This window comes from Bifidobacterium saguini DSM 23967 (genome assembly GCF_000741715.1).
GTDB classification, from domain to species: domain Bacteria; phylum Actinomycetota; class Actinomycetes; order Actinomycetales; family Bifidobacteriaceae; genus Bifidobacterium; species Bifidobacterium saguini.
In genome coordinates this window covers 88,272-111,694 of sequence record NZ_JGZN01000013.1, presented here as the reverse complement: position 1 = coordinate 111,694, position 23,423 = coordinate 88,272, and the positions used below count along the sequence as shown (strand labels likewise).

The 23,423-nt window shown below is 57.3% G+C and carries 16 protein-coding genes and 2 tRNA genes; 9 read left to right on the top strand and 9 right to left on the bottom strand.

Going from position 1 to position 23,423, the window contains the following annotated elements; all coding sequences use genetic code 11:
• The first annotated feature begins 49 nt into the window (after nucleotides 1–49).
• Together lacZ and BISA_RS08805 are read left to right on the top strand one after the other, a co-directional pair.
• On the top strand, nucleotides 50–3,229 hold the full coding sequence (gene lacZ, locus BISA_RS08815) for a beta-galactosidase, LacZ type (protein WP_033891481.1): 3,180 nt from the start codon (nucleotides 50–52) through the stop codon (nucleotides 3,227–3,229).
• Nucleotides 3,230–3,500: 271 nt separating this feature from the next.
• Nucleotides 3,501–5,810, top strand: a complete 2,310-nt coding sequence (locus BISA_RS08805) for a pectinesterase family protein (protein WP_237746130.1) — start codon at nucleotides 3,501–3,503, stop codon at nucleotides 5,808–5,810.
• A 108-nt stretch (nucleotides 5,811–5,918) separates the two neighbouring features.
• Here the strand turns inward: BISA_RS08805 and gdhA are convergent, their stop codons facing one another.
• The 5 genes from gdhA to BISA_RS08780 all read right to left on the bottom strand — a co-directional run bounded on the left by gdhA (nucleotide 5,919) and on the right by BISA_RS08780 (nucleotide 11,188).
• Nucleotides 5,919–7,265, bottom strand: coding sequence for an NADP-specific glutamate dehydrogenase (gdhA, locus tag BISA_RS08800; protein WP_033891479.1), 1,347 nt, complete (start codon nucleotides 7,263–7,265; stop codon nucleotides 5,919–5,921).
• A 391-nt stretch (nucleotides 7,266–7,656) separates the two neighbouring features.
• Nucleotides 7,657–8,631 carry a DUF5692 family protein gene (locus BISA_RS08795; protein WP_033891478.1) on the bottom strand — a complete coding sequence of 325 codons (975 nt, stop codon included), beginning with the start codon at nucleotides 8,629–8,631 and terminating at the stop codon, nucleotides 7,657–7,659.
• Between the two features lie 210 nt (nucleotides 8,632–8,841).
• Nucleotides 8,842–10,836, bottom strand: a complete 1,995-nt coding sequence (locus BISA_RS08790; protein ID WP_051917449.1) for an acyltransferase family protein — start codon at nucleotides 10,834–10,836, stop codon at nucleotides 8,842–8,844.
• A gap of 151 nt (nucleotides 10,837–10,987) precedes the next feature.
• A tRNA-Ala gene (locus BISA_RS08785) sits at nucleotides 10,988–11,063 on the bottom strand.
• A 51-nt stretch (nucleotides 11,064–11,114) separates the two neighbouring features.
• Nucleotides 11,115–11,188: transfer RNA gene (locus BISA_RS08780), tRNA-Ile, on the bottom strand.
• Between the two features lie 141 nt (nucleotides 11,189–11,329).
• On the opposite strand from BISA_RS08780, the gene BISA_RS08775 reads away from it, so the two are divergent.
• Both BISA_RS08775 and BISA_RS08770 read left to right on the top strand, forming a co-directional pair.
• On the top strand, nucleotides 11,330–13,360 hold the full coding sequence (locus BISA_RS08775; protein ID WP_033891476.1) for a beta-N-acetylhexosaminidase: 2,031 nt from the start codon (nucleotides 11,330–11,332) through the stop codon (nucleotides 13,358–13,360).
• Nucleotides 13,361–13,395: 35 nt separating this feature from the next.
• Nucleotides 13,396–14,031 carry a M48 family metallopeptidase gene (locus tag BISA_RS08770; RefSeq protein WP_033891475.1) on the top strand — a complete coding sequence of 212 codons (636 nt, stop codon included), beginning with the start codon at nucleotides 13,396–13,398 and terminating at the stop codon, nucleotides 14,029–14,031.
• Here BISA_RS08770 and BISA_RS08765 read toward each other — a convergent pair whose 3' ends face one another.
• A complete protein-coding gene (locus BISA_RS08765) occupies nucleotides 14,032–14,805 on the bottom strand; it encodes a FadR/GntR family transcriptional regulator (protein ID WP_081890081.1) in 774 nt (257 codons plus the stop codon). It abuts the gene before it with no gap.
• A 170-nt stretch (nucleotides 14,806–14,975) separates the two neighbouring features.
• Here BISA_RS08765 and BISA_RS08760 point away from each other — a divergent pair, with 170 nt between their 5' ends.
• The 3 genes from BISA_RS08760 (at nucleotide 14,976) to gnd (ending at nucleotide 18,130) form a co-directional block, all read left to right on the top strand.
• Nucleotides 14,976–16,400, top strand: coding sequence for a GntP family permease (locus tag BISA_RS08760; RefSeq protein ID WP_033891473.1), 1,425 nt, complete (start codon nucleotides 14,976–14,978; stop codon nucleotides 16,398–16,400).
• Between the two features lie 213 nt (nucleotides 16,401–16,613).
• A complete protein-coding gene (locus BISA_RS08755; protein ID WP_237746129.1) occupies nucleotides 16,614–17,183 on the top strand; it encodes a gluconokinase in 570 nt (189 codons plus the stop codon).
• Nucleotides 17,184–17,236: 53 nt separating this feature from the next.
• Nucleotides 17,237–18,130: a phosphogluconate dehydrogenase (NAD(+)-dependent, decarboxylating) gene (gene gnd, locus BISA_RS08750; RefSeq protein WP_033891471.1), complete on the top strand. Its 894-nt coding sequence runs from the start codon at nucleotides 17,237–17,239 to the stop codon at nucleotides 18,128–18,130.
• 136 nt (nucleotides 18,131–18,266) lie between these two features.
• Here gnd and BISA_RS08745 read toward each other — a convergent pair whose 3' ends face one another.
• The gene (locus BISA_RS08745; protein WP_033891470.1) at nucleotides 18,267–18,746 is read right to left on the bottom strand and encodes a Dps family protein; all 480 of its coding nucleotides are present in this window, start codon (nucleotides 18,744–18,746) and stop codon (nucleotides 18,267–18,269) included.
• Nucleotides 18,747–18,973: 227 nt separating this feature from the next.
• Entirely contained in the window at nucleotides 18,974–20,272 is a 1,299-nt protein-coding gene (locus BISA_RS08740; RefSeq protein ID WP_033891469.1) for a hemolysin family protein, read from the bottom strand.
• Nucleotides 20,273–20,421: 149 nt separating this feature from the next.
• On the opposite strand from BISA_RS08740, the gene BISA_RS08735 reads away from it, so the two are divergent.
• A complete protein-coding gene (locus tag BISA_RS08735) occupies nucleotides 20,422–21,558 on the top strand; it encodes an ATP-binding protein (protein ID WP_033891467.1) in 1,137 nt (378 codons plus the stop codon).
• A gap of 56 nt (nucleotides 21,559–21,614) precedes the next feature.
• Here BISA_RS08735 and BISA_RS08730 read toward each other — a convergent pair whose 3' ends face one another.
• Nucleotides 21,615–22,244, bottom strand: coding sequence for a carbonic anhydrase (locus tag BISA_RS08730; protein ID WP_051917477.1), 630 nt, complete (start codon nucleotides 22,242–22,244; stop codon nucleotides 21,615–21,617).
• A 463-nt stretch (nucleotides 22,245–22,707) separates the two neighbouring features.
• On the opposite strand from BISA_RS08730, the gene ahpC reads away from it, so the two are divergent.
• Nucleotides 22,708–23,271, top strand: a complete 564-nt coding sequence (ahpC, locus tag BISA_RS08725) for an alkyl hydroperoxide reductase subunit C (RefSeq protein WP_033891466.1) — start codon at nucleotides 22,708–22,710, stop codon at nucleotides 23,269–23,271.
• Nucleotides 23,272–23,423 lie beyond the last annotated feature (152 nt).

Below are 23,423 nucleotides of genomic sequence, written 5' to 3'. Positions count from 1 at the left end.
TACTAATCACATGGTGGTGTGCAACATAATTCAGGAAGGCGATAATCACATGACTGATTCGATGATTGCCGAACAATTCAATCCGGCATGGCTTACGGATCCACGAGTGTTCGCAGTGAACAGAGTGGCTGCGCATTCAAGCCATCGTTTCTATGACCATGCTCCGGCTGCGGGCGAATCGATGGATCTGCAGCAAAGCTTGGACGGCGAATGGGTAGTGTCGCTCGCTGATCTGTCTGACCTCGGTACTGATACGCTGACTGCTGCTGATTTTGCTGCTCCCAGTTTCGACGACTCTGCATTCGAAACCATCGATGTGCCGTCCTGCTTGGAAGTCAAGGGATTCCTGCCGCATAAGTATGTGAACCAGCAATACCCGTGGTCTGGTCACGAGGCTCCCGAGGCACCGGGCATCCCCGAGCATAATTATGTGGCGTTTTACCGCCGCGCCTTTACGCCGGAATACAAGGTTGCCGCAGCCGTGTCTGCAAATGTGCAGGCGTTGGCGGCCGGTGAGACTCCTGTGCGTCCTATTACCGTGACCTTTGAAGGTGCCTCCACCGCCATCGCCGTGTGGCTCAACGGTGTATTTATCGGTTACTCTGAGGACTCCTTTACGCCCAGTGAATTCGATGTGACCGCCGCACTGCAGCCGGGCGAGAACGTGCTTGCCGTGGCCTGCTTCCAGTACACATCCGCCAGCTGGCTTGAAGATCAGGACTTCTGGCGCATGCACGGCCTGTTCCGCTCGGTGGAACTCACCGCTCAGCCAGCCGTCCATGTTCAGGATCTGCGCGTCACCGCCGATTACGATGTCGCTGCTGGAGAGGGTGAGCTGAGCGTTGATGCATTCGTGCGCAACGCCTCCGGTGCCAATGCTTTTGAGGCCGTGCTGACAGACGCTTCTGGTGCGGAAGTGTGGCGCAACAGCATTGCTGACGTGCCGGTTATTGAAAACTTTGACGACTCCCCCATCGCCGTTAGTTGGAAGGTGAACGTTGGCCATGTGGACGCGTGGAGTTCGGAAGAGCCGACCCTGTACACCCTGACCATCACTGCGTTGGATGAGAACGGTCAGGTGATCGAAGCCGTGCCGCAGCGCATTGGCTTCCGCCACTTCGCCATCGAAGACGGCTTGATGAAGATCAACGGCAAACGCATTGTGTTCAGGGGCGTGAACCGCCACGAGTTCGATGCACGCACTGGCCGCGCGGTTTCCGAAGCTGTGATGCTTAAGGATATCCGCGAATTCAAGCGCTTGAACATCAACGCCGTGCGCACTTGCCACTACCCGAACCAGACCCGCTGGTACGAGCTGTGCGACGAATACGGCATCTACATGATCGACGAAACGAATCTCGAAACCCACGGCACGTGGACCTACGCGGACGGTACCTTCCATCCGGAAACCGCCGTGCCGGGCAGCCGTGACGAATGGCGTGCGGCCTGCGTGGACCGTCTCAACAGCATGATGCACCGCGACTGGAACCATCCAAGCGTGGTGATTTGGTCGTTGGGCAACGAGTCCTTCGGTGGCGATGTGTTCCGTACCATGCGCGACTTCGTGCATGCCAACGACCCTGATCGTCCGGTGCATTATGAGAGCGTGTTCAACGAGCCGGAATACAGCGACGTGACGGACATCATGAGCCGCATGTACGCCAAACCTGACGAAATCAAGAACTTGTACCTGTTCGGCGACGATCAGAAGCCATACATCTCCTGCGAATACTCGCATTCGATGGGCAACTCCACCGGTGGCCTGCACCTGTACACCGCACTCGAGCAATACCCGAAGTACCAAGGTGGATTCATCTGGGATTACGTGGATCAGGCACTGTTCCAGACTCTCGGTGACGGCACCGAGCGCCTCGCCTACGGTGGTGACTTCTACGACCGCCCAACCGACTACGAATTCAGCGGCAATGGCATCGTCTTCGCGGACCGCACGCCCACGCCTAAGGCACAGGAAGTCAAGCAACTGTATGCCAACGTGCGCCTAACTCCGGACGAGTCCGGCGTGACCATCATCAACGACAACCTGTTCATCTCCACCGCTGATTATGTGTTCGCCGCGCGCGTGCTGGTGAACGGTGTTGAGCGTTGGCATGCGGATTATCGCTTTGATGTGCCGGCAGGAGACACGCAGCGACTGCCGATTGCCTTCCCACGCGTCACCGATCTGGTGCCGCTGAGCGGTCGTGCGGAAGTCGTGTACGAAGTCGATCAGCGACTGGCTTCGGCCACCGACTGGGCGCCGGCCGGGTATGAGCTGACGTTCGGGCAGTATGTGGCCAGCGTGGACTTTGGCGATGCTGAGGTTGATTCCGCTGCGGCTGCTTCTCTGGCTGTGGTGGCTGAGGATCCGTTTAATGCCGGCATTCACAATGATGCCGCCGAGGCGCTGCTCTCCAAGAGCGCAGGCGGATTGGTCTCCTTCAAGCGATTCGGTACGAATGGTGAAGCCGACCGTGAAATGGTGATTCGCCGGCCTTCGCTGACCACCTTCCGTGCGCTGGTGGATAACGATCGCGGCAACCAGTCCGGATTCAATCGCGCACAATGGTTCGCAGCCGGACGCTATGCGCGCGTGGTCGGCACTGCCATCGAGCAGAACGTCGAGGGTCTGACTGGCACGTACATCTATGAGCTGGCTGATGCGGCGCATACGCCGGTTACTGTTCGTTATGAGATTGATGCCGCCCTGCGCATCCATCTGACTGCCGAATTCCCGGGCGAGGCGGATGCCGCCACCCTGCCGGCATTCGGTCTCGAATGGGCGTTGCCGTCCCAGTACGATCACCTGCGTTTCTACGGTCTTGGCCCTGAAGAGACGTATCGTGACCGCCTGCACGGCGGCAAGCTGGGCATCTTCTCCCGCACGGCGGACGAGGACTTCGCGCCATATCTGGTGCCGCAGGAAACCGGCAATCATGAGGGCGTGCGCTGGGCGGAAATCACCGACGCCGAAGGACATGGTATGCGCGTGACCGCAGCCGGAACCGATGCGCAGCCGTTCGCCGTGAGCCTGCTGCCGTACAGCTCGCTGATGCTGGAGGACGCGCTGCATGCTGACGAACTGCCGCCAGTGCGCCACACGTTCCTGCGTCTGCTGGCTGCCCAGATGGGTATTGGCGGCGACGACACCTGGGGCGCACCCGTGCACCCGGAGTTCCAGCTGCCCGCCGATAAGCCCCTGAAGCTCGACGTGACGCTTGAGCTGATTTGAGATCATCACAATTAAGTACAGAATGCCTGCTGCCATCTTGGTTGCAGGCATTTTTGTTGCGCGCATAACCGATATGTACTGCCATATGTACATTTGGTCACAAAGGGTGCACCCTTTTTCTGAATGCGGTTCGGGGGTTCCGATAGCACTTTCTCCAGTGCTATGTTGAGCGCGAGCATAGGCAGGGGGATTTGCTCAGGTTGTGGTGTATTGGGATTTCTCCCTGTTATCCACTGTGCTACATCCAATTCACAGCATAAGAGAGATTCCCATGAAGAAAACCATTCTTCGCGCTGCTGGCATACTACTGGCTGCCGGCATGATATTCGGCGGGGCCGCGGCCACCGCATCAGCTACAGAAGTTAGCAATCCAACTGCATCGCAATCATCAAGCTCAGTAAATACTACTGCTGCATCAGCTATCGACCATACCTGGTCTTTGGATGCATCAACCAATGCCGCTCTTGCCGCATTGGGCACAGTGCAAGGTGCATCGCAAACTTTCGATGGCCTAACCATTGACGCCACTGCAGTCGGAGCCAAATTCGCACCGCGCACCAACGACACCCAAATCAACGCGGGAACCATCATTGGCGTCCCGGTACCGGCTCATACCAATCCAGCGACCATCACCCTGTCGCTTTCAGGCGGCACCACTGCGGTCACTGCATCTGCGGGCGAGGTAAAAGACAATGTCATCACCGTGCCCGCATCGGATACTGACGTTACCGTCAACATCACATTTACAGCTCCTTCGTCGTACCTCAACAGCATCGTTCTTGCCGAACAGAAGCCGGAACCAGCGTTCCCCGGTACCCCTGCTGCCGTGTCGGCTACAGATACCAGCTGGGATTTCACCGAAGCTGCAACCGATCGACCAACTGTGCAAGGTGGCACTGCCGACTACCACGGCATCGCCATTGATGCTCGAGTACAAGGTGCCAAGTTCAGCCCGCGTACCACAGCAGCCAGCGGCGGTAGTGATACTCAGGTAAACGCCGGAACTATTCTGTACATTCCTGTCGCCCAAGCCGAAGGCGGTGCCAGCATCACCGTGCAGGGCCAGGCATATGGGGCCACGCTCAAGCTCAATGATGCGGATATTGCCACCGGTGCCGCAAGCGTGGTCAGTACCGACTCCACGCGTTATGTGCCACTTACCGTTGCAGGTGCCGGTAGCCTCTACCTGACCGGCATCGCCATCGATTATGCTGCCGACTCCCCCGCTGTTGCCAGCCATATCGTCACCGTTGGTCCGAACGAGCAGTACCAGAGCATTCAGGCTGCATTGGACGCGAATGATTCTTCCGAGACCAATCGACTGGTGCTGAAAATCGCTCCTGGAGATTACCGCGAAAAGGTGACGGTAACCAAGCCGGGCGTCACCTTTGCCAACGCTGACGTGACTGCCAAGCGCGCGGTGACGATTCGCGCCAGCTACTATTCCTCCAACACATTCGATGCTGCGGGCAACTTCGTGCCGCAGGATGCATTCGATCTGGGCACCAATAAGTGCGCCACTGTGACCATTGGCGCGGGTGCTACCGGTTTCGCAGCCTACGGCATCACCTTCCAAAATGATTACAACGTGGTGGATCACACCGCTGAAGGCCAGCAGACTCCAGCCGTTGCCCTGAACACTCAGGCAGACAAGGTATACCTCAAGAACAGCCGCATTATCGGCCGTCAGGACACGTTGTACGTGCAGGGGGCCGGCAATCGCGTATACGTGGATGGCGGATACATTGAAGGCACGGTGGACTTCGTGTTCGGCGACGCGAATGCATACTTCACCGGCACTGAACTGCATATGGCCGCGTTCCCCGGCAAGAACAACGGTTATTTCACCGCTGCCAATACGAAGAAGTCCGGCGTTGGTCTGGTGATTGACCGCTGCCGCCTGACCGTTTCCGATGCTTACGGTGATAATGCGAAGCTTTCGCTGGGTCGCCCGTGGCAGACATTTGCGAAGTATTCGCAGGTGCGCACGGCTGACGGCAGCAGCTACGTGACCGATGTGAATTTGAATGCGAAGAACGATACATATGCGGATATTTCGTCCGCTGTGACGTACCTCGACAGCACTATTTCCAGCAAGGTCATCAAGGACCGTTGGAATGTGTGGACCGGCAAGGATAAGAGTGGCAAGAGCGTGGACGTGACCTTCCACCCTGATGTGCGCTTTGCTGAATACGCTAGCCATGACGAGTCCGGAGCGCTGCTGAATCCCGCCGATTATTCGAAGATTGTGCTCGGCAAGATGGAAGCTTTGGATGCGGCCCAAGTACAGGCCAAGCGTGCGGAACTGCTTGCTGACATGGGCTTTGGTACGGAAGCTGGTCAGTGGGCTGCACCTGATGGCGCATGGCCGTTTGCGTTCGATCAGAAGTACTCAACCGGCACTGACACCACGGCTTCACAGCCAGGTACTGATAGCCAGGCGGGCACTGTTTCCCGTCATCGCCCTAAGGCCAAGCAGATTGCCAACACTGGTTCATCCGTAGCCGCTATCGCTGTGGTTGTGCTGCTGCTGGTGGCAGCCGGCGTTGTTTTGGTTGTTGTGCGTCATAAGCGGCAGTAGCGCTTAGATGATTGCTTGAGCACAATGAAAAACCGGTGTTTGGAGCACATATTCGCTCCAAACACCGGTTTTCTTGTTGTACTTAGCTCTGAGGGTTACAACCCAGATTTACAGAATGCCCTGGGCGACCATTGCGTTGGCCACCTTGACGAAGCCTGCGATGTTGGCGCCAGCCATCAGGTCGCCTTCCTCGCCGTATTCCTTGGCGGCGGCCAGAGACTCGGCAACGATGGATTCCATGATGGACTTCAGCTTGGCGTCGGTCTCCTCGAAGGTCCAAGACAGACGGTAGCTGTTCTGGCTCATCTCCAGGCCGGAGACGGCCACGCCACCGGCGTTGGCAGCCTTGGCCGGGCCGTACAGCAGGCCGTTCTTCTGGTAGACGGCGATGGCTTCTGGAGTGGACGGCATGTTAGCGCCCTCGCACACCACCTTGCAGCCGTTCTTGACCAGAGCCTCGGCAGAAGCCTCGTCGATTTCGTTCTGCGTGGCACACGGCAGAGCGATGTCACACGGCACGGTCCACACGCCAGAGCAACCCTCGTGGTACTCAGCGCCCGGCACGCGCTCGGCGTATTCCTTGATGCGGCCGCGGTGGCCCAGCTTGATGTCCTTGACGATATCCAGCTTGATGCCATCCGGATCGTAGACGTAGCCGTTGGAATCGGAAGCGGTCACGACCTTGGCACCCAGCTCCTGAGCCTTCTCGGTGGCGAAGATGGCCACGTTACCGGAGCCGGAGATCACCACGGTCTTGCCTTCGAAGGAATCGTTCTTGAGTACGCGCAGAGCTTCTGCGGTGTAGTAGCACAGGCCATAACCGGTGGCCTCGGTACGGGCCAGGGAGCCGCCGAATTCCAGACCCTTGCCGGTCAGCACGCCGGAGTATTCGTCACGAATGCGCTTGTACTGGCCGAACAGGTAGCCGATTTCACGGGCGCCGACGTTGATATCGCCGGCCGGAACGTCGGTGAACTGGCCGATGTGACGGCTCAGCTCGGTCATAAAGGCCTGGCAGAAGCGCATGACTTCAGCGTCGGACTTGCCCTTCGGGTCGAAGTCGGAGCCGCCCTTGCCGCCACCCATCGGCAGCGTGGTCAGGGAGTTCTTCAGGATCTGCTCAAAGCCGAGGAACTTGATGACGCCCTCGTTCACGGTCGGGTGGAAGCGCAGACCGCCCTTGTACGGGCCGATGGCGGAGTTGAACTGCACGCGGTAGCCGCGGTTGACCTGCACCTTGCCGGCATCGTCAACCCAAGCCACGCGGAACTTCACCACGCGCTCAGGCTCGACGAGGCGCTCCAGCACGCCGTTGGCCTCGTATTCAGGATGCTTGGCGACAACAGGCTGCAAAGTGTCCAGCACCTCGTAGACGGCCTGCAGGAATTCGGGCTGATCGCCGTCGCGCTTCTGCACCTGATCATAGACGCGCTTGACGTACTCGTTAGTGAGCATAGTGAAACTCCCCTTTGGGTTGGACTATCAAATAAGACGCTTCCGATTGTAGGCGTGAACTCTGGAAACGCTCAAGAGGTGCCTGCGAGATTCCTCACTAGGTGGACACCGCAGGGGGCTTGTGGTGGGTGATCGCCAAAGGATGTATGGTACGAAATTGCGCAATGGGTGAAAATGCGGGATCGTACCATTCGTTGTTCGGTACGCATGTTCCCAAGCGACGATGATAAGCCATTTTCCTTGCCGCAATGCAGGGAATCACAAGGTTCTACGATGTTGTACCACGGCACAGCAGTACAACATCGCAAATCAAATGAAAATGCGCTGATGTCCCACGAATGAGACGTCAGCGCATATGTTATGTAGCGTTTATGCAGCAATTATGTAGCAATCACGCAGCGCGGGCGATGGCCTGTTCGAAGTCCTTGGTGCCCTTGAAGGCTTCCTGCATCCACGGGTTGATGCCCTGCTTCTTGGCGCGGATGAGGATGTAGCCCAAAGCCAGCACGTTGGCCACGAGTGCGATCAGCGAAACCACGAGGTTCACGTTCGGGTTGTTCACGGACTGGGTGGAGAACACGGAGTAATCCTGGAACATCGGGAACACCTGGGCGAACATGCACCAGATGGCCAGCGTAAAGGCGCGGTTCTGAATCCAGCCACCCTTGTTCCAGAAGAAGTTGGCCACGGTTGGAGCGAGCAGCAGTGCGAGGCCGCAGTACCAGGAGTGGGTGGGCAGGCAGTTGTAGGTGTAGCAGAAGTTCCACAGGTCGTAGGCCACGATGAACACCCAAGTCATGTCCGGCCAGAGCATATCGTCCTTCTTCTTGGAAGCGTAGATGCCGAACCAGCCGGTCATGCAGAAAATGTTGAGGATGCCGGCCAAGCCGTTGAACACGTTGTGCCAGCCACCGTACAGGGTCACGCCTTCGGTGGAAACCCAGGTGCCGCCCCAGCCGCGGATGGCGGATTCAAAGTCGGAGACCACGGCGATCAGGATGTTGATGGCCACGATGACGAACGGGAAGCACTTGAACCAGTGCGATTTGCCGATGGAGCCCCACTTGTATTTGAGGGCCATGAAGCCGATGCAGCCGATGGTGGCCGCGTACAGCTTGGCGTAATGGAACCAGCTCGTCATGTGCACGTAGGTGGGGTTGTTCAGAGCCCACTCAGCACCCATAGCGGCGGCCGTGTAGATGGTAATGAAGTAGACGGTCAGGATTGCGGGAATGACGAGGAACGCCACCACGCCACCAGTTTTGGTGCGACGAGCGAGCTCGTTGGCGCCGATAAGGCAGCAGAAGACGAGAATCCATCCAATCCATTGATAGACGGCATTGTCGCCGTAGACCTGAAACAGCATAACGGTCCTTTCCGAGTGTCCTAGTTGCTGTGCCCTGTGCTCGTCATCCCTCGTTGGATGCCGGGGCCTGGGCTGTTGGCGCTTGGCTCGAGGTGCTGTGTCCTGCAATCATTGCGGAACGAGCATTGTTGACGAAGCGTCAATTTCTCTCGCAGCATATTGTAAACCCTCTTTTGACGCTGTGTCAAAAGAGGGTGTTTGCTGAGGAAATCACTGGCCGCACAAAGCCTGAATGACCATATGCGAATAGGCCTCACGCCCCAATCCCTCACCGATGGTCAGATGCACGCCGTCATCATAGAAGTACTCGCTATGCCCCTCGCTCAGCCCATACCAATCCATGATGCCCACATTCTTATGTCGAGCGGCCACCGCACGCATGGCTGCATTCACGCCCTCGGCATCCATCGCGGGGTTGCGAATCGTAATGAAATACAAGGCTTTGCCATTCACCGCGGTCACTGCATCCTCAAATGACTGTTCCGGATTCGCTCCGGCGCTATTGGTGCCCAGTGCCGCAATCACCACGCGCTTATCGTCGCCGGCCGCCAGATGCTGCTGGTAGGTGGACGGGAAGGCAACCAAACTACGGCCGATTTCATTGTCCTGAATGGCGTTCGGCATAGTGTTCACTAGCACGCGCTGTGCGCCCATCTCCACAGAATCGCTGATAATCAGCGGATCCGCACTGCATACACCGGTGGATGCGTCGTAGGTCCAGCCGGAAGTATCCAAATTATTCGGTACTTTTTCGGCCACTGGTACCAGCTTGTTGGCATCTTGGGTTTGTTGGTCGGCTTGTTGCGCGGATTCATCTGACTGCTGCGCTGGCTTTGGCGCCGACTTGGTTTGCGCTGGCGTTGCCTCGACTTTGGCGGTTACCGGACGCAGCTGCACGGATCGAGCCTGTGCAATCGCACCCCAGTCAAGCGGTAATACACACAGCAGCACAGTGCCGACCGCGCACAGCACGATAATGATTCGACGGCAAAGTTGCAGCACACGAAGAGCGATAGCGCGCGCATTATGCTTGGCCTGAGCGCGGTGCCGGTACTTGATTTGCGCAGCTGTGGCACCCAAGCGAATCGTGCGCTCAATTAGCTGATAGAACACTTCCGTGGCAATCCACAGTACGATGGCCTGCACAATCCACTCCCACCATGCCAGTTTGGTAGTGCGCGTGGCCGGATTCATCATCTCCAGCAGCGGATAATGCACTAGGTACAGCGAGAACGAACGCGAGCCGATGTACCTGAGCGGGCGCGCGGAGAGTGCTTGGCCCACCATATTGCCGGGCACGATGGCCGCTGCCAGCAGTAGCGCGGTGAGTAGCGCCACAATCAGGTAGCCGCCGCGGTAGAGCACAGTCCAACTTGATTTGGCAGCGACAAAGGCCACAATCAGCAGCATCAAAGGCACTAGTGCCAGCGCATCGCCGAAGTTGAGATGGTGAGGCTGGGAACTGTCTGACGCCGCTTGCTGATTGCCGGTGATGAGCAGTGCTAAGAGTGCGCCGGCCAGCAGCTCTGCGGCACGAGTATCCAAGCCATAGTATGAACGGCTGCCCGTGGCATTCGGATCGAAGAGGAATGCCATAGCGAGCGTGGAGGCGAGTATAAGCGCGGCGATGATGCCAAGCTGCGCTTTGCGTGACAGTTTGGCACGGTGAAGCGCCAACAATACCAATGGCCACAGTAGATAGAACTGCATCAGTACGCCGAGGAACCACAGATGGGTCAGCGGCGAAGGCAAGCCGGCGGCCGCGAAATAGGAAACATGCCGGAAGATATTCACCCAGTTGCTGACGAAGAACAGTGACGGCAGTGCGTCGGCTTGAACTTTGGGCAGGAGGCTCGGCGACGTGAGATATGCGGCTAGAGCGGTGAGTGCAATAATGACGACTGCTGGCGGCACGAGTCGCTTCAGTCGCTTGGCTAGGTACGTGCCATAGGAGATGCTGCCGGTGCGGCTGAGCTCGCCGGTAATGCTGCGGGTGATGAGGAAACCGCTGATGACGAAGAAGATGGTGACGCCAAGGAATCCGCCCTGTAATAGCGAGGGGCGAGTGTGGTAGTCGACCACGCCGAGGATGGCCAATGCTCGCAGGCCATCGATGGCGGTAAAATGGGTGCTGGCCGGCTTGGGTTCGCTGTCGGAATGATGCTGCGACGATGATGCGATACGCGTCGGACGAGGATTCGTCATTGATGAACCACTTTTCTGCAAACTGCCTGTTCTCTCTGGGGTGCATTGTAGCCGCTGGGGAGGGCTTGTATTCGAGGCTGTGCGGTGAGCTGTGCGCCGTGGTAGACGAAAACAAAAAACCCTTGAAATCGGCTTGATTCCAAGGGTTTGATGGTGGAGCTAGCCGGGTTCGAACCGGCGACCCTCTGCTTGCAAAGCAGATGCGCTACCAGCTGCGCTATAGCCCCATGTTGAGTTGTTGAAAAAAAGAGCGGCTCGCGAGCCGCTTCATTTTTCCGTGGGCCCAGGAGGACTTGAACCTCCGACCTCATCCTTATCAGGGATGCGCTCTAACCAGCTGAGCTATGGGCCCGATCCGCACGCTTCAAAAGCGCACAAGTGATTACAATACCACTGAATGTGATGGTGTCAACGGAAACATGTTTCGGCGTGTCGCAGTGGAAGAACCATAATAGGGAACGACTACAAGCACGGCACGAGGTAAAGGAGCGTCATGCAGTATTGCGTCGAGGGCAAAACGAAAGAGTTCGAGCTGATTCCCGAGCCTTGTGCGATTGATATTCATCCCAATGCAACGGTCGTGTTGCCATATGTCGGCCGAATTGTTGAAAACGCGGGCAAGGCCGATATTGCCAATGTGTGGGCCAATCAGATTGCCGACGATATCGAAGCAGCCACTGGCCTGCGATGGGATATTGCGAAAGGTGATCGGTGGCAGTCATTCATTACGCTGTCCATCGACTCTGATGATGTTCTGGGGCAGGATGAATATCGCCTAACGATAGCGCAAGATGGCATCACTGTTGTCGGCGGTGACGCAGTCAGCCTGCGCGATGGCATCCAAACATTGCGGCAAATCATCCGCCAATGTGCCCCGGTGCTGCCTGAGCTCACTATCGCAGACAAACCTGCCTACCAAACCCGCGGCTATTATCTTGATGCCACGCGTGGCCGTGTGCCTACGCTCGATTGGTTGAAGCGTTGGGCCGACAAACTGTGCCTTTACAAATACAATCAGCTGCAGCTCTACGTTGAGCACACCTTCGCCTTCGACAATATGAGCGAAACCTGGCGTGGAACCAGCCCGCTCAAGCCAGCCGACATCATTGCGTTCGATGAATACTGTGCAGCGCGCGGCATCGAACTCGTACCATCGGTATCCACATTCGGTCACCTCTACATGGCATTGCGCACACGCGAACTGCGCCATTTGGGTGAATTCCCTGAGCAGGCCGATCGCCCGTACAGCCTGATCGAGCGTATGGAGCATCACACGCTGAACATCACCGAAGCAGACGCATTCGCGCTCTCCTGCACGCTTATCGATGACTATCTGCAGCTGTTCCGCAGTCGTAAATTCAACATCTGCGGTGACGAGACGTTCGATCTTGGCAAAGGCCGCTCAAAGCCGGAGGCTGATAAGCGCGGAGTGGCCGCCATGTACGCCGATTATGTGTCCCGGCTGTGCGAGCACCTGTCCGAACAAGGTCGAGAGCCACTGTTCTGGGGCGATATTGCGATAGAAATGCCCGAGATTCTTCAGCGCCTGCCGAAGGATGTAACGCTGCTCAACTGGCTGTATGAGCCAGACATTACCGATGAGAAAGTGCGGCTTGTGGCTGAATCCGGTGCCACGCAATACGTGTGTCCGGCAGTATGGTGCTGGAATGCGCTGCTGCCCCGACTGGACTGGGCTTGGGGAAACATCTCTCGTTTGGCGCAATATGGCCAGCGCTATCGTGCTGCCGGATTCCTGGTGACCGACTGGGGTGACTTTGGGCATGTCAATGATCCGCGTATGGCGATTCCGGGCATGATGTATGGCGCGCAATGTGCGTGGGATCCACAGTGGGCCGCAAGGGTGGGTGATGATGCGCATGCTGAGCTCGATTGCCGTATTTCAATGGTTGAGTATGGCGATAGCACTGGCGAATTCGTTGCCATGCTGCGCGATGCCAGCCATCGGGTGACGTTTGACTGGATGAATATCGTCCGATACCTGGAGCTTGACTATGGCGACGGTTCGCTGAACATTGATGTGCGTAATTCGATTCGCACTGACGCGCACGATGGTGCTAGTGGTGTCAATCATGCCGAACTCATCCATTCCAGCGAAACTGTGAGCGAAGCGCGCATGAATCTGCTCGCTTGGCTGAAACCTGACATACTGCGCTGGGCTGAGGCCAACAAGGCGCTGCGTGCAGATATTGCTCGGCTTGGCGCTATTGCCGCACAGATGACAACGCATGATGTGGACACTGTTCGGGGCAGTGTGCTGCAGCCGGTGCTGATTGCGGCAGAGGGACAATGTTTGTTCAATGAGCTGGGCTTGTGCTTGGCGCTGCGCGATGGAGTCATTACTGAAGCTGAAGCTACGAGTGATTCGATGCCGCAGCGGGTTGCTCGCGGTCTTGAACAATGGGTTGAAACCTATGCGGCAGTATGGCGTACGGTCAGTGCCGAATCGGAGTTGCGCCGCATTGCCGATGTGGTTTGGCGCTGTGCCGATTTGCTGCGCGAGTAGGCTGACTGTCGGTTCCGTGCGTGACAATGGCGCACATGCCGTATCGTCCATCATCTCGCTCTCGCCGCAGTTCCGCAGCAGCTGGCATCAGCAGCAATCTCAATGTTGACGGATTGTCGATTACGGTGGTGCGCAAGCCCATTAAGAACATGTATTTGCGCATCAAACCGCCGAATGGAGACGTGGTGGTATCGGCTCCACGGCGCATGAGTGATCGGACGATTATCGATTTTGTGCGCGGGCGCAGGGCGTGGGTTGACGGCAATGTGCGCAAAATGCGGCGTGCAAGGCAGCAGTCATTGGTATCTGAACCGGAACATACTGGATTTGTCTGGACTGATGTTTTGCGCAAGCAAGCTGCGGCCAATATCAATGCGCAGCTGCCGGGGCTATTGGCCAAGTGGGGGCCGGTGATTGGCCGCACTCCCACGCATATCACACTGCGATTGATGACTACGCGCTGGGGGTCGTGTACGCCGAAAACCGGACGGATTCGTTTGAATCTGCAACTGGGTTTGATGGAGCCGCGGTTCCTGGAGTACGTGCTCGTGCACGAAATGACGCACTTATGGGAGCGTGGTCATGGTGTGGGCTTCCAGCGGCGTATCGGCTCTTATCTGCCGAATTGGCGCGAGCTGCGCCGGGAACTTAATCGTCGCGTGGTGCTGTAGCTATTGCTCGCTATTGCCGGCGATGTGGCTGATGGCTTGATCGGATTCGTCGACGATCTGCCGCATGGTGGCTTCGGCCGCTGCGCCATCGCCCTTGCGAATCAGAGCGGCGACTTCGGTGTGCCAGCTCAATGCCGTCTGATCAGCCACCTTGGGCATCAACTCATGCTGCGTACGGCCGGTAAGTGTAGAGGCGATGACATCGCCAAGGGCCGCGAACATCAGATTTCCGGAAGCCTCCAGCAGCGTGCGGTGGAAGAGAATATCAGCCTCCAAATACTCGGCTTCGTCTGCGTGATCGGAATGTGCCACCATCTCAATGGCCGCGCGTGTGAGCGTAGCCCAGTGCTCCGCAGTGGCGTGCGAGGCGGAAAGTCGAGCGGCCACAGGTTCTACGGCGGCGCGCAGTTGTGAGAGCTCGTGTAGCGCGGAAATGCGATGCGGCCCGCGCAGTCGCCACTGAATCACCTGTGGATCCAGAATGTTCCACTGCTCGATCGGGTTCGCGGTGGCGCCGGCCTTGCGCTTGACGCTGACCAATCCCATCGATTCCAATACGCGCGTCACCTCGCGCGTCACCGTGCGCGAGGGAGTGACGTCGCCATCCATATTCGGCTCGGGCAGTCGCTCCCCCGTGGCTACTGCCCCGCTGACCACGGCCATGCCCCATTCGTCGAGGAGTCGGTCATGCAGGGAGAGCTCGGCAGTATTGCCGGCGTTGTCGGCGGTAGTTGCGCCGGTCGCTGCAGTATTCGGAGAAGTCGCAGAAGTCATAAGACAAGTATGGCACGTTTGATCCGTTATGGCATACATATTCAACACGCCGGCGTGAAAAAGTATTGCGTATTACATAATCAGTCGTTATATTAGATAACAACATACGAAATGTATGCGGTGACAATGAAACGTCATTCAAATACAACTACTCAAAGAAGAGATGGATTATGAATACGCTTGTTTTGGCTGAAGCCGCGAACGCAGTCCAGCTCAACAGCACCCAGCTCGGCATCAGTGTGGTGGCCAGCATCGTCGTGCTGATTCTGCTGGTTACCGTTGCGAAGCTGCACCCGTTCGTCTCCCTGCTGATTTCCTCCCTCGTGGTCGGTATCGGCTCCGGTTACGGCCCGGTGGCCACCGTGGAAAGCTTCTCCACCACCTTCGGCTCCACAATGGCATCCGTGGGCATTCTCGTCGGCCTCGGCGCCATGCTCGGCCGTGTGCTGATGGACACCGGCGCTGCAGATAGCATCGTCGATACCCTGCTTGCCAAGACCTCCACCAAGATGATTCCGTGGACTATGGCCTTGATCGGCGCCCTGATCGGTCTGCCGATGTTCTTCGAGGTCGGCCTGGTGGTGCTCGTGCCGGTGATTATCCTTATCACCCGCCGCTCCAAGCTCCCGCTGATGCGCGTGGCCATTCCTACCTTGGCCGGCCTGTCCGTGATGCACGCCTGCATGCCTCCTCAGCCTGGCCCGCTCGCCGCACTGAGCTGCTTCAAGAACGGTTCCGTGGGCATCACCATGATGTTCGGCCTGCCGATCGCCGTAATCACCGCCGCTCTGGTTGGCCCGCTGTTCTCCAAGTTTGCCGCCAAGTGGGTGCCGGTCGGCGCTCCTGAGAACTTCGACACCGGAAAGGGCCGCGTCGACGCCGATGGCAACCTGGTAACCTCCAAGCCTCCGTTCGCCCTGTCCGTGCTGTGCATCCTCGTGCCGGCCATCCTGATGCTCGCCAACGCCATTTTCGAGATTGTGGCTCCTGATCAGGCTGATTCCAAGGCTATTTACGCTCAGGTGCTCGCCTTCTTCGGCAAGCCTGCCATTGCACTGGCCACCGCCGTGATCTTTGCGATGATTGTGCTCGGCCGCACCACTCACATGTCTTGGAAGACCGTGAACGATTCTCTTAAGGCTGCTCTGCCGCCTATCGCAGGCATCCTGCTGATCGTCGGCGCAGGTGGCGGCTACAAGGGTGTGCTGGTGGATACCGGTATCGGTGACATCATCGGCAAGTTTGTGGAAAGCTCCGCCATCTCCATCTTCCTGCTCGCATGGCTTATCGCCGCCTTCGTTCGCGTGGCCACTGGTTCCGCTACCGTCGCGATCATCACTACGGCCGGCATTCTCGGCCCGGTGGTCGATCAGATGGGCGTCACCGCTCCGGCTATCGCTCTGCTGGTAATCGCCATCGGCGCAGGCTCCGTGTTCCTCTCCCACGTCAACGACGCTGGCTTCTGGCTCATCAAGGAATACTTCGGCCTCGAGGTTGGGGAAACCTTCAAGACCTGGACCGTGCTCGAATGCCTGCTGTCCGTCGTGGTGCTCGCCCTCGTCATGGTCTGCAGCATCTTCGTGCCGCTGGTCTAGTCCCCGCTCCTGTTGGCCTCCCTCTGAAGAGCTGAGCCGTTAAGCAAACAACCCAGTGGGCTGTTTGTAGGCGAAGGCGAGCAGCCGCGAGCAATGATGATGCCGGCCGGAGGCCGTCCATAATTGCGTTCGGGCTGTCAGCTGGAAAGCTGACTGGGGGAGAGACCCACCGCAATATCTTGTCACTCATATCGCTAACTCAAGGAACTCATCATGACCATCGCTACCGCCGAACTTACTGACATCATCACCGCCAACACCATCCCCGCAGACTACTTCGCCAAGACCAAGCCAATCATCGTGCTGATGGGCGTGTGTGGTTGCGGCAAAAGCACTGTGGCTACTCACCTGACCGAACGCTACGGCCTGAAGTACGCCGAAGCTGACGACTTCCACCCGCAGGCCAACATCGACAAGATGGCAGCCGGCATCCCCCTGACCGACGAAGACCGCTGGCCGTGGCTGGACACGCTCGCGTCTTGGATTGACGAGCGCGTGGCTGCAGGCGAAGCCGCCGTAGTGACCTGCTCCGCCCTGAAGAAGGTTTACCGTGACAAGTTGCGCCGCCCGGGTGTGGTGTTCGTGTACATGCAGGGCACCTTCGACGAAGTGATGGACCGCCTGTCTCACCGTGAAGGCCACTTCATGAAGCCGAGCATGCTCAAGAGCCAGTTCGACATCCTGGAAGAACCGGGCGATGACGAAGTGCACGTCAACGTTCACATCGGTTTGGCCGATCCCGACCAGGAAGCCATGGCCGTGGCTGAGGCTCTGAACCTGTAAGCAATCCCCCTAACCTCAACTCGTTATTCGTTTCATTGAAAGAAGGCAACACAATGCAGATGGGAATGATCGGCCTCGGCCGAATGGGCGGCAACATGGTCAAGCGCCTGCGTGAAGACGGCCACAAGATCGTAGGCTTCGATATGAATCCGGAATCCGGCCGTGACGTCGATTCTCTGGAAGCGCTGGTGGCGGCTCTTGACGCCCCGCGCGTGGTATGGATTATGGTTCCGGCGGGCGCTCCCACCGATTCCACCGTGGAGCAGCTGGGTGATCTGCTTGAGCCAGGCGACATCGTGGTCGACGGCGGCAATTCCAAGTACACCGAAGACCGCGACCATGCCGCCGCCCTGGCTGAAAAGGGCATTGGCTTCCTGGATTGCGGCGTTTCTGGCGGCGTATGGGGTGCTGAGCGTGGCTATGCGCTGATGATTGGCGGTTCCGATAAGGATTATGAGACCGTGCTGCCGATCTTCCAGAGTCTCAAGCCGGAAGGCGAGTACGGCCTGGTTCATGCCGGCCCAGTGGGCGGCGGCCACTTCGCCAAGATGGTGCATAACGGCATCGAATACGGCATGATGCAGGCATTCGGCGAAGGCTTCGCCACCATGCTGCGCAGCGAATACGTCACCAACCCGGCCGAAACCATGACTTCCTGGCGTACCGGTTCTGTGGTTGCCAGCTGGCTGCTCGATTTGCTGGATAACGCCACTAAGGAAGATCCTGAGCTGAAGAGCGTTCCAGCTGTGGCCAATGAATCTGGCGAGGCCAAGTGGATGATCGAAGCGGCACTCGAGTTGGGCGTGCCGGTTCCAACTACGGCTGCAGCTCTCTGGCAGCGCCAGACCTCCCGCGGTGGTGCCGATGACATTCTGCGCGTTGTCACCGCCCTGCGCGCCCAGTTCGGCGGCCACGTCACCAAGGTAGACGAAATCGCCACCCACTGAGTTGGTATGGATTAAGGAACGGACTTCCGTCGTAGACGACTGAGGGGAGTTACCGGCAATTGAGCTGGTAACTCCCCTCAGTCAGCTTCGCGGCCAGCTCCCCTCAACGAGGTGAGCCAAAGCATAGAGCTCTTACCTACGCCAGGTGAGAGCGCATGAACCACTGGAACTTTTCGAGCTGCTGAACGTGGTCCTGAATGATGTTGGAGCTGACGAAGTCCAGTTCGTCCAGCTCGGCAATGGCCTTGCGGTCATCAGCGATGAAGGCATCGTAGTACTCAATCAAAGCCTCAAGATACTTCTCAGTGCCTGCGCGGCCGTCCACATCGAACGGCTTCCACGTACGATTGCGCACAATGGCATCCGGGCGACCATCAGGAGTGCCGCCCAAAGTGGCGATGCGCTCGGCGGTCTCATCAGCCTGAGCCAGCACGGATTCGACCTCCGGGTCGAGCATTTCGTGCACGGCAATGAAGTTCGGGCCGGTCACATTCCAGTGGGCGTGCTTGAGAACCTGTGCAGCCTCCTGCTCCTGGCTCAGACGATTCTGCAGAATAGCAATGGCCTTCTCGCTGATTGCCTCATCGAGGCCCGGGACCACAAATGCAAGTGTCATAATGTTCCTTCCTTTCTTACTTGGGAACAGTCATTCCAGTATAGGCGTTTTAAGGCTGCCACAAGCCCGGAGCCAGCGTGGGAAGAATCACTCCTTGACTGAATCATCCTTCAGCGGAGCATGGTCGGGCAGCAATTACTGACTCGCCTGCGGCGAGACTCAACATTGCCTTCGCTCGGCTGTCGCCTTGCTCAGGCCTCGCTATGGATAGTCCACCGGACTATCCATCACGCCTCGGCCGCTTTCCGCACATCAATGGTTTCGATGCGGCGGCCGTCCACCTTGGTGACCACCATGTCGTAGCCGTCGTCCGAATGCAGCACATCGCCCACAGCACCCATCTTGCCGGTATGCGCTAAGAAGTAGCCGGCCACCGTCTCATACGGTCCGTCTTCCAGTTCAATGCCGGTCAGATCAGCGAAGTCCTCAATGGTCATGCTGGCATCAATTGTGGCCACACCATCAACGAACACTGTACGAGGTTTGCGCTCGCCGCCCTTCTCACTCGGCAGATCGTACTCGTCGCGAATATCGCCCACGAGCTCCTCAGTCATATCCTCAAGCGTCACAATGCCATCCGTGCCGCCATACTCATCGATGACCACAGCCAAATGAATACCGCGCTTACGCAGCAGCTCCAAAGAAGGCAACAGTTTGGACGTGCCAGGCAGCGAAATGCCTTCGCGCACCACATCGCGTACGGTCTTGGCGTTCGGATCGCGCACATCCAGCAAATCGCGCACGTGCACAAAGCCAATCACATCATCGAAATCCTTACCAGTCACCGGGTAACGGGAGTACGGCTGATCACGCACGAAAGCGGCGGCTTCGGCCAGCGGCTGATCGCCCTCAATGAACACCACATCAGCGCGCGGGCGCATCACTTCAGCCACAATAGTTTCAGACGCATCAAATACATCGTCCAGAATCGTGCGCTCATCCTTGGAAAGATTGGTATTGGAGCTCACCAGCACGCGCAGCTCGTCATCGGACACCTCAGATTCAGTTTGCTGCGGATCGAAACCAAGCAAGCGAACAATACCGTTCGTATTCTTACCAATCAGCCAAATAATCGGGCGGCAGATCGTGGCGAACGCATCAATAGCCGGCACTACCGCGCGCGCAATCTGCTCAGTGCGCTGCATTGCGATACGCTTTGGCACCATTTCGGAAATCACGATGGAGCAGTAAGAAATAATCAAGGTGAGCACAATGTTCACCAAGCCGCCGGCAATACCCACCGGCACACCCCAGTTTTCCACCGTAGGAATCAAATATGGGGCGATGGAGGAAGCGCCGAACGAGGCGGACAGGAAGCCGGAAAGCGTCACACCAATCTGCACAGTGGAGAGGAAGGTGTTCGGATCGCGCGCGATTTTAGCGACTTTGGCACCGCGTGCATCCTCCTGTTCCATCTGCTCGATCTGCGAGCCTCGTAGTGAGACCAAAGCTAACTCGGTGCCGGAAAACACGGAGCCGATGATGAGAAAAACGAAAATCAGGAGGATGTTCAAACCAAGTGACATGACTCCAACTCTAGGGGAGTGGGGAGTCAATTTGCTGGTTAGACCATGAGCAATACTCAACAGTATGCATTGGTGTAAATTAGTGTAATTTCGTGTAATATGGTGTGCAATCGTGACACATAGTATGCGTTGTGGCTAGGAGCATGGTCATGGTAGTAAACCCGTTCAAACCGACTGCCGGTAAAATGCCGCCGATTCTTATTGGTCGTCAGTCCATCATCGATGATTTTTCCGAGGCGTTGACCAATGGTGTAGGTGCTCCTGGTCGCATCATGTTGGTTACTGGTCAACGTGGTTTTGGAAAAACGGTCATGTTGACGGAGTTTCGGCGTATTGCTAAGGCGCAACATTGGGAGGTTATTGGGGAGACCGCATCGACTGGCCTAGTGACGAGACTAATAGCCGCGTTATCGCCTTCGGGAATTCACTTGGACCAAGCTAATATCAGCCCTTCTATTGGAGTCTCTGGTATCGCCACAGCGAGTCTTGGTCAGATGCATTTTGCGGCGGAATCCAATCCATTAACGTTGCGTAATGCATTGAACAAGCGGCTTGCCAGCAAGAAAATCAGCAAGGGCAAAGGAATACTCATCACTATCGATGAGACGCAGGCGGCCTCACATGATGATTTGGTGGCGATTGCCACGGCTGTGCAACATATCATCACGGATGCTGATGAAAGTGACACTCCTGATGCCGATAAAAAAGGCGTGGCTATTGTTTTTGCTGGTTTACCGTATATGGTCAATGACTTATTAGATAACGAAGTGACCACATTCCTACGCCGCGCGCTACGTCGAGAGCTTGATAATGTGCCATTGCCAGACGTGAAGAATGCGTTTTTGGAGACCGTTGCCGCTTCAGGCAAGACCATAAGCGAAGAAGATGCACTTGAAGCCGCTCGAAAATCTGAGGGGTACCCGTATATGGTGCAGCTTATCGGTTACTACATGTGGCAATCGGCTCAGCGCCAAGGCTCACGTGTGATTACTGCCGATGATGTGGCAGTAGGTTTTTCGGATGCATTACTGGCCTTTGACGATGCAGTATGTGCGCCGGCACTGGATGGCATTACCGGCGCAGAAAAGCTATTCCTTATGGCTATGGCTCAGGATGCTCCGAATCCTACACAGGTGGGCGATATTGTGGGCCGTACGCGTAGAAGTCGAAGCTGGGTGAGCAAATATCGGGCAATCCTTATTAAAGACAAACTCATCCGCTCGTCCGGTCATGGTCAGTTGGAATTCACAGTGCCGCATTTAGGCCAGTATTTGCAGTCATTGTAGCGCCGGACGATCAATTCATCGGAGTCGAGCCGGCGCTTGTAGCAACGGTGGCAACGTTAGAAGCTCAGCACTTCGATGCGGCCGGTGTCGAGCTGATAACGGGCGCCCACAATCATGAGCTGTTCGGAAGCCAGCGCCTGCTGAATCACGGGGGAGCGGTCCACCAGCGTTTCAATGGTATGCGCCACATGCACGCGCTCGATGTCGTCGAGGCAATCGAGCTCAGCCTCGCGTGCCTGCCAAACGGAAATGCCGGCCTGGCGCAGCACAATGGAGTCGGACTGGGCGATGCGCTCGTCCAAATCATCCATAATGTCCGCAGTTTCCGAGGAATCTTCGGCTTCGGCGGTGATCGTGCGCAGTAGCTCGTTGTATTCGCGCTCGGCAACTTCCAGCGCGCCGCAGCGGCCATGGCCCAGCACGCACAGCAGGCTGACGTGCAGCTTCTTCACCGCGTATTCCAGTGAAGCGATGACGGCGTCATCAATCATCTGGCCAGCGGTACGCACGGTGAACAAGTCACCTAAGCCCTGATCGAAAATGATCTCCGGAGGCACGCGCGAATCCGAGCAAGACAGTACGGCTGCATCCGGCTTCTGGCCGTCAGTGAGCATGTGGCGGGTTTCCTTATCCTGCCAAGGGTGCTCGGCCTTGCCTTCGGCGAAGCGCTTGTTGCCCTGGAGCATGCGGCTCCACGTGGCGTTGGCGGTGGACTCGTGCAATTCGCTGGGCAGGGGAGAGGTTGGCGGAACCGACTCAGCGGGTTGCGGTGTTGGCGGTTCCTGCTGTGCTGGCTGCTGTGCCTGGGATTCCTGTGCTGCCTGCTGCTCCGGTGCGGCTGGTGCCGTCTGTTCGTTCTCGTTCTTGTTCTGTATATCCTGCATGTTCTGTTCAAAGTCCGACTGTGTCATAAAACCTCCATAATCGGCTTATTGCTAGCTCTTCATAGTAGCGGGGGAGGTGGTACCGGCTTATTTTTTCGAGATTTGGCCTACGTTCGTGAAAATAGGTCGCTGAAACCGGCGATATCTATCGAGCAAAATCATAAGCGCGCTGTGATAAGGCTCATAGGGAATTTCGATACGCTACCGAAACCTCCACGTTACGATAGAGATTGGCAATGCTAACGGATTCCCGAAAGGACCGATGATGACTCTTCTGCAGCATGAACTGACCGATTTCAAGGTGAACGCTTTCCAAAACAACGACTTCCATGAGGTGACCAAGGAAGACGTGCTGGGCCACTGGTCCCTGTTCTTCTTCTACCCGGCCGACTTCACCTTCGTGTGCCCCACCGAGCTTGAAGACCTGGCCAAGAACTACGCCAAGTTCAAGGAAATCGGCTGCGAGATCTACTCCGTCTCCTGCGACACCCACTTCGTGCACAAGGCTTGGCACGACGCCAACGAGAAGATCGCCAAGATCGAGTACCCGATGCTTGCCGACCCGACCGCCCTGCTGGCCAAGGATCTCGACACCTACAACGAGGCCGATGGCATGGCCGAGCGCGGTGACTTCATCGTGAGCCCCGAGGGCAAGGTCGTGGCCTACGAGGTCATTTCCTCCAACGTGGGCCGCAACGCTGAGGAGCTGCTGCGCCGCGTGCAGGCCTCCCAGTTCGTCTATGAGCACGGCGACCAGGTCTGCCCGGCCAATTGGACCCCGGGTGAGGAAACCATCGAGCCGAGCCTCGACCTCGTCGGCCAGCTGTGATCAATACGTTTTTTCGTGGCTCCCTCTGATGAGGGAGCTGTCAGCGAAGCTGACTGAGGGAGAGAAGCTGCGGCGTAGCCGCTGAATAAGGTATCGGCTAAAAGCCGATTCGATATGCTCGGCGAATGCGCCGCGGTCTCTCCCTCAGTCTC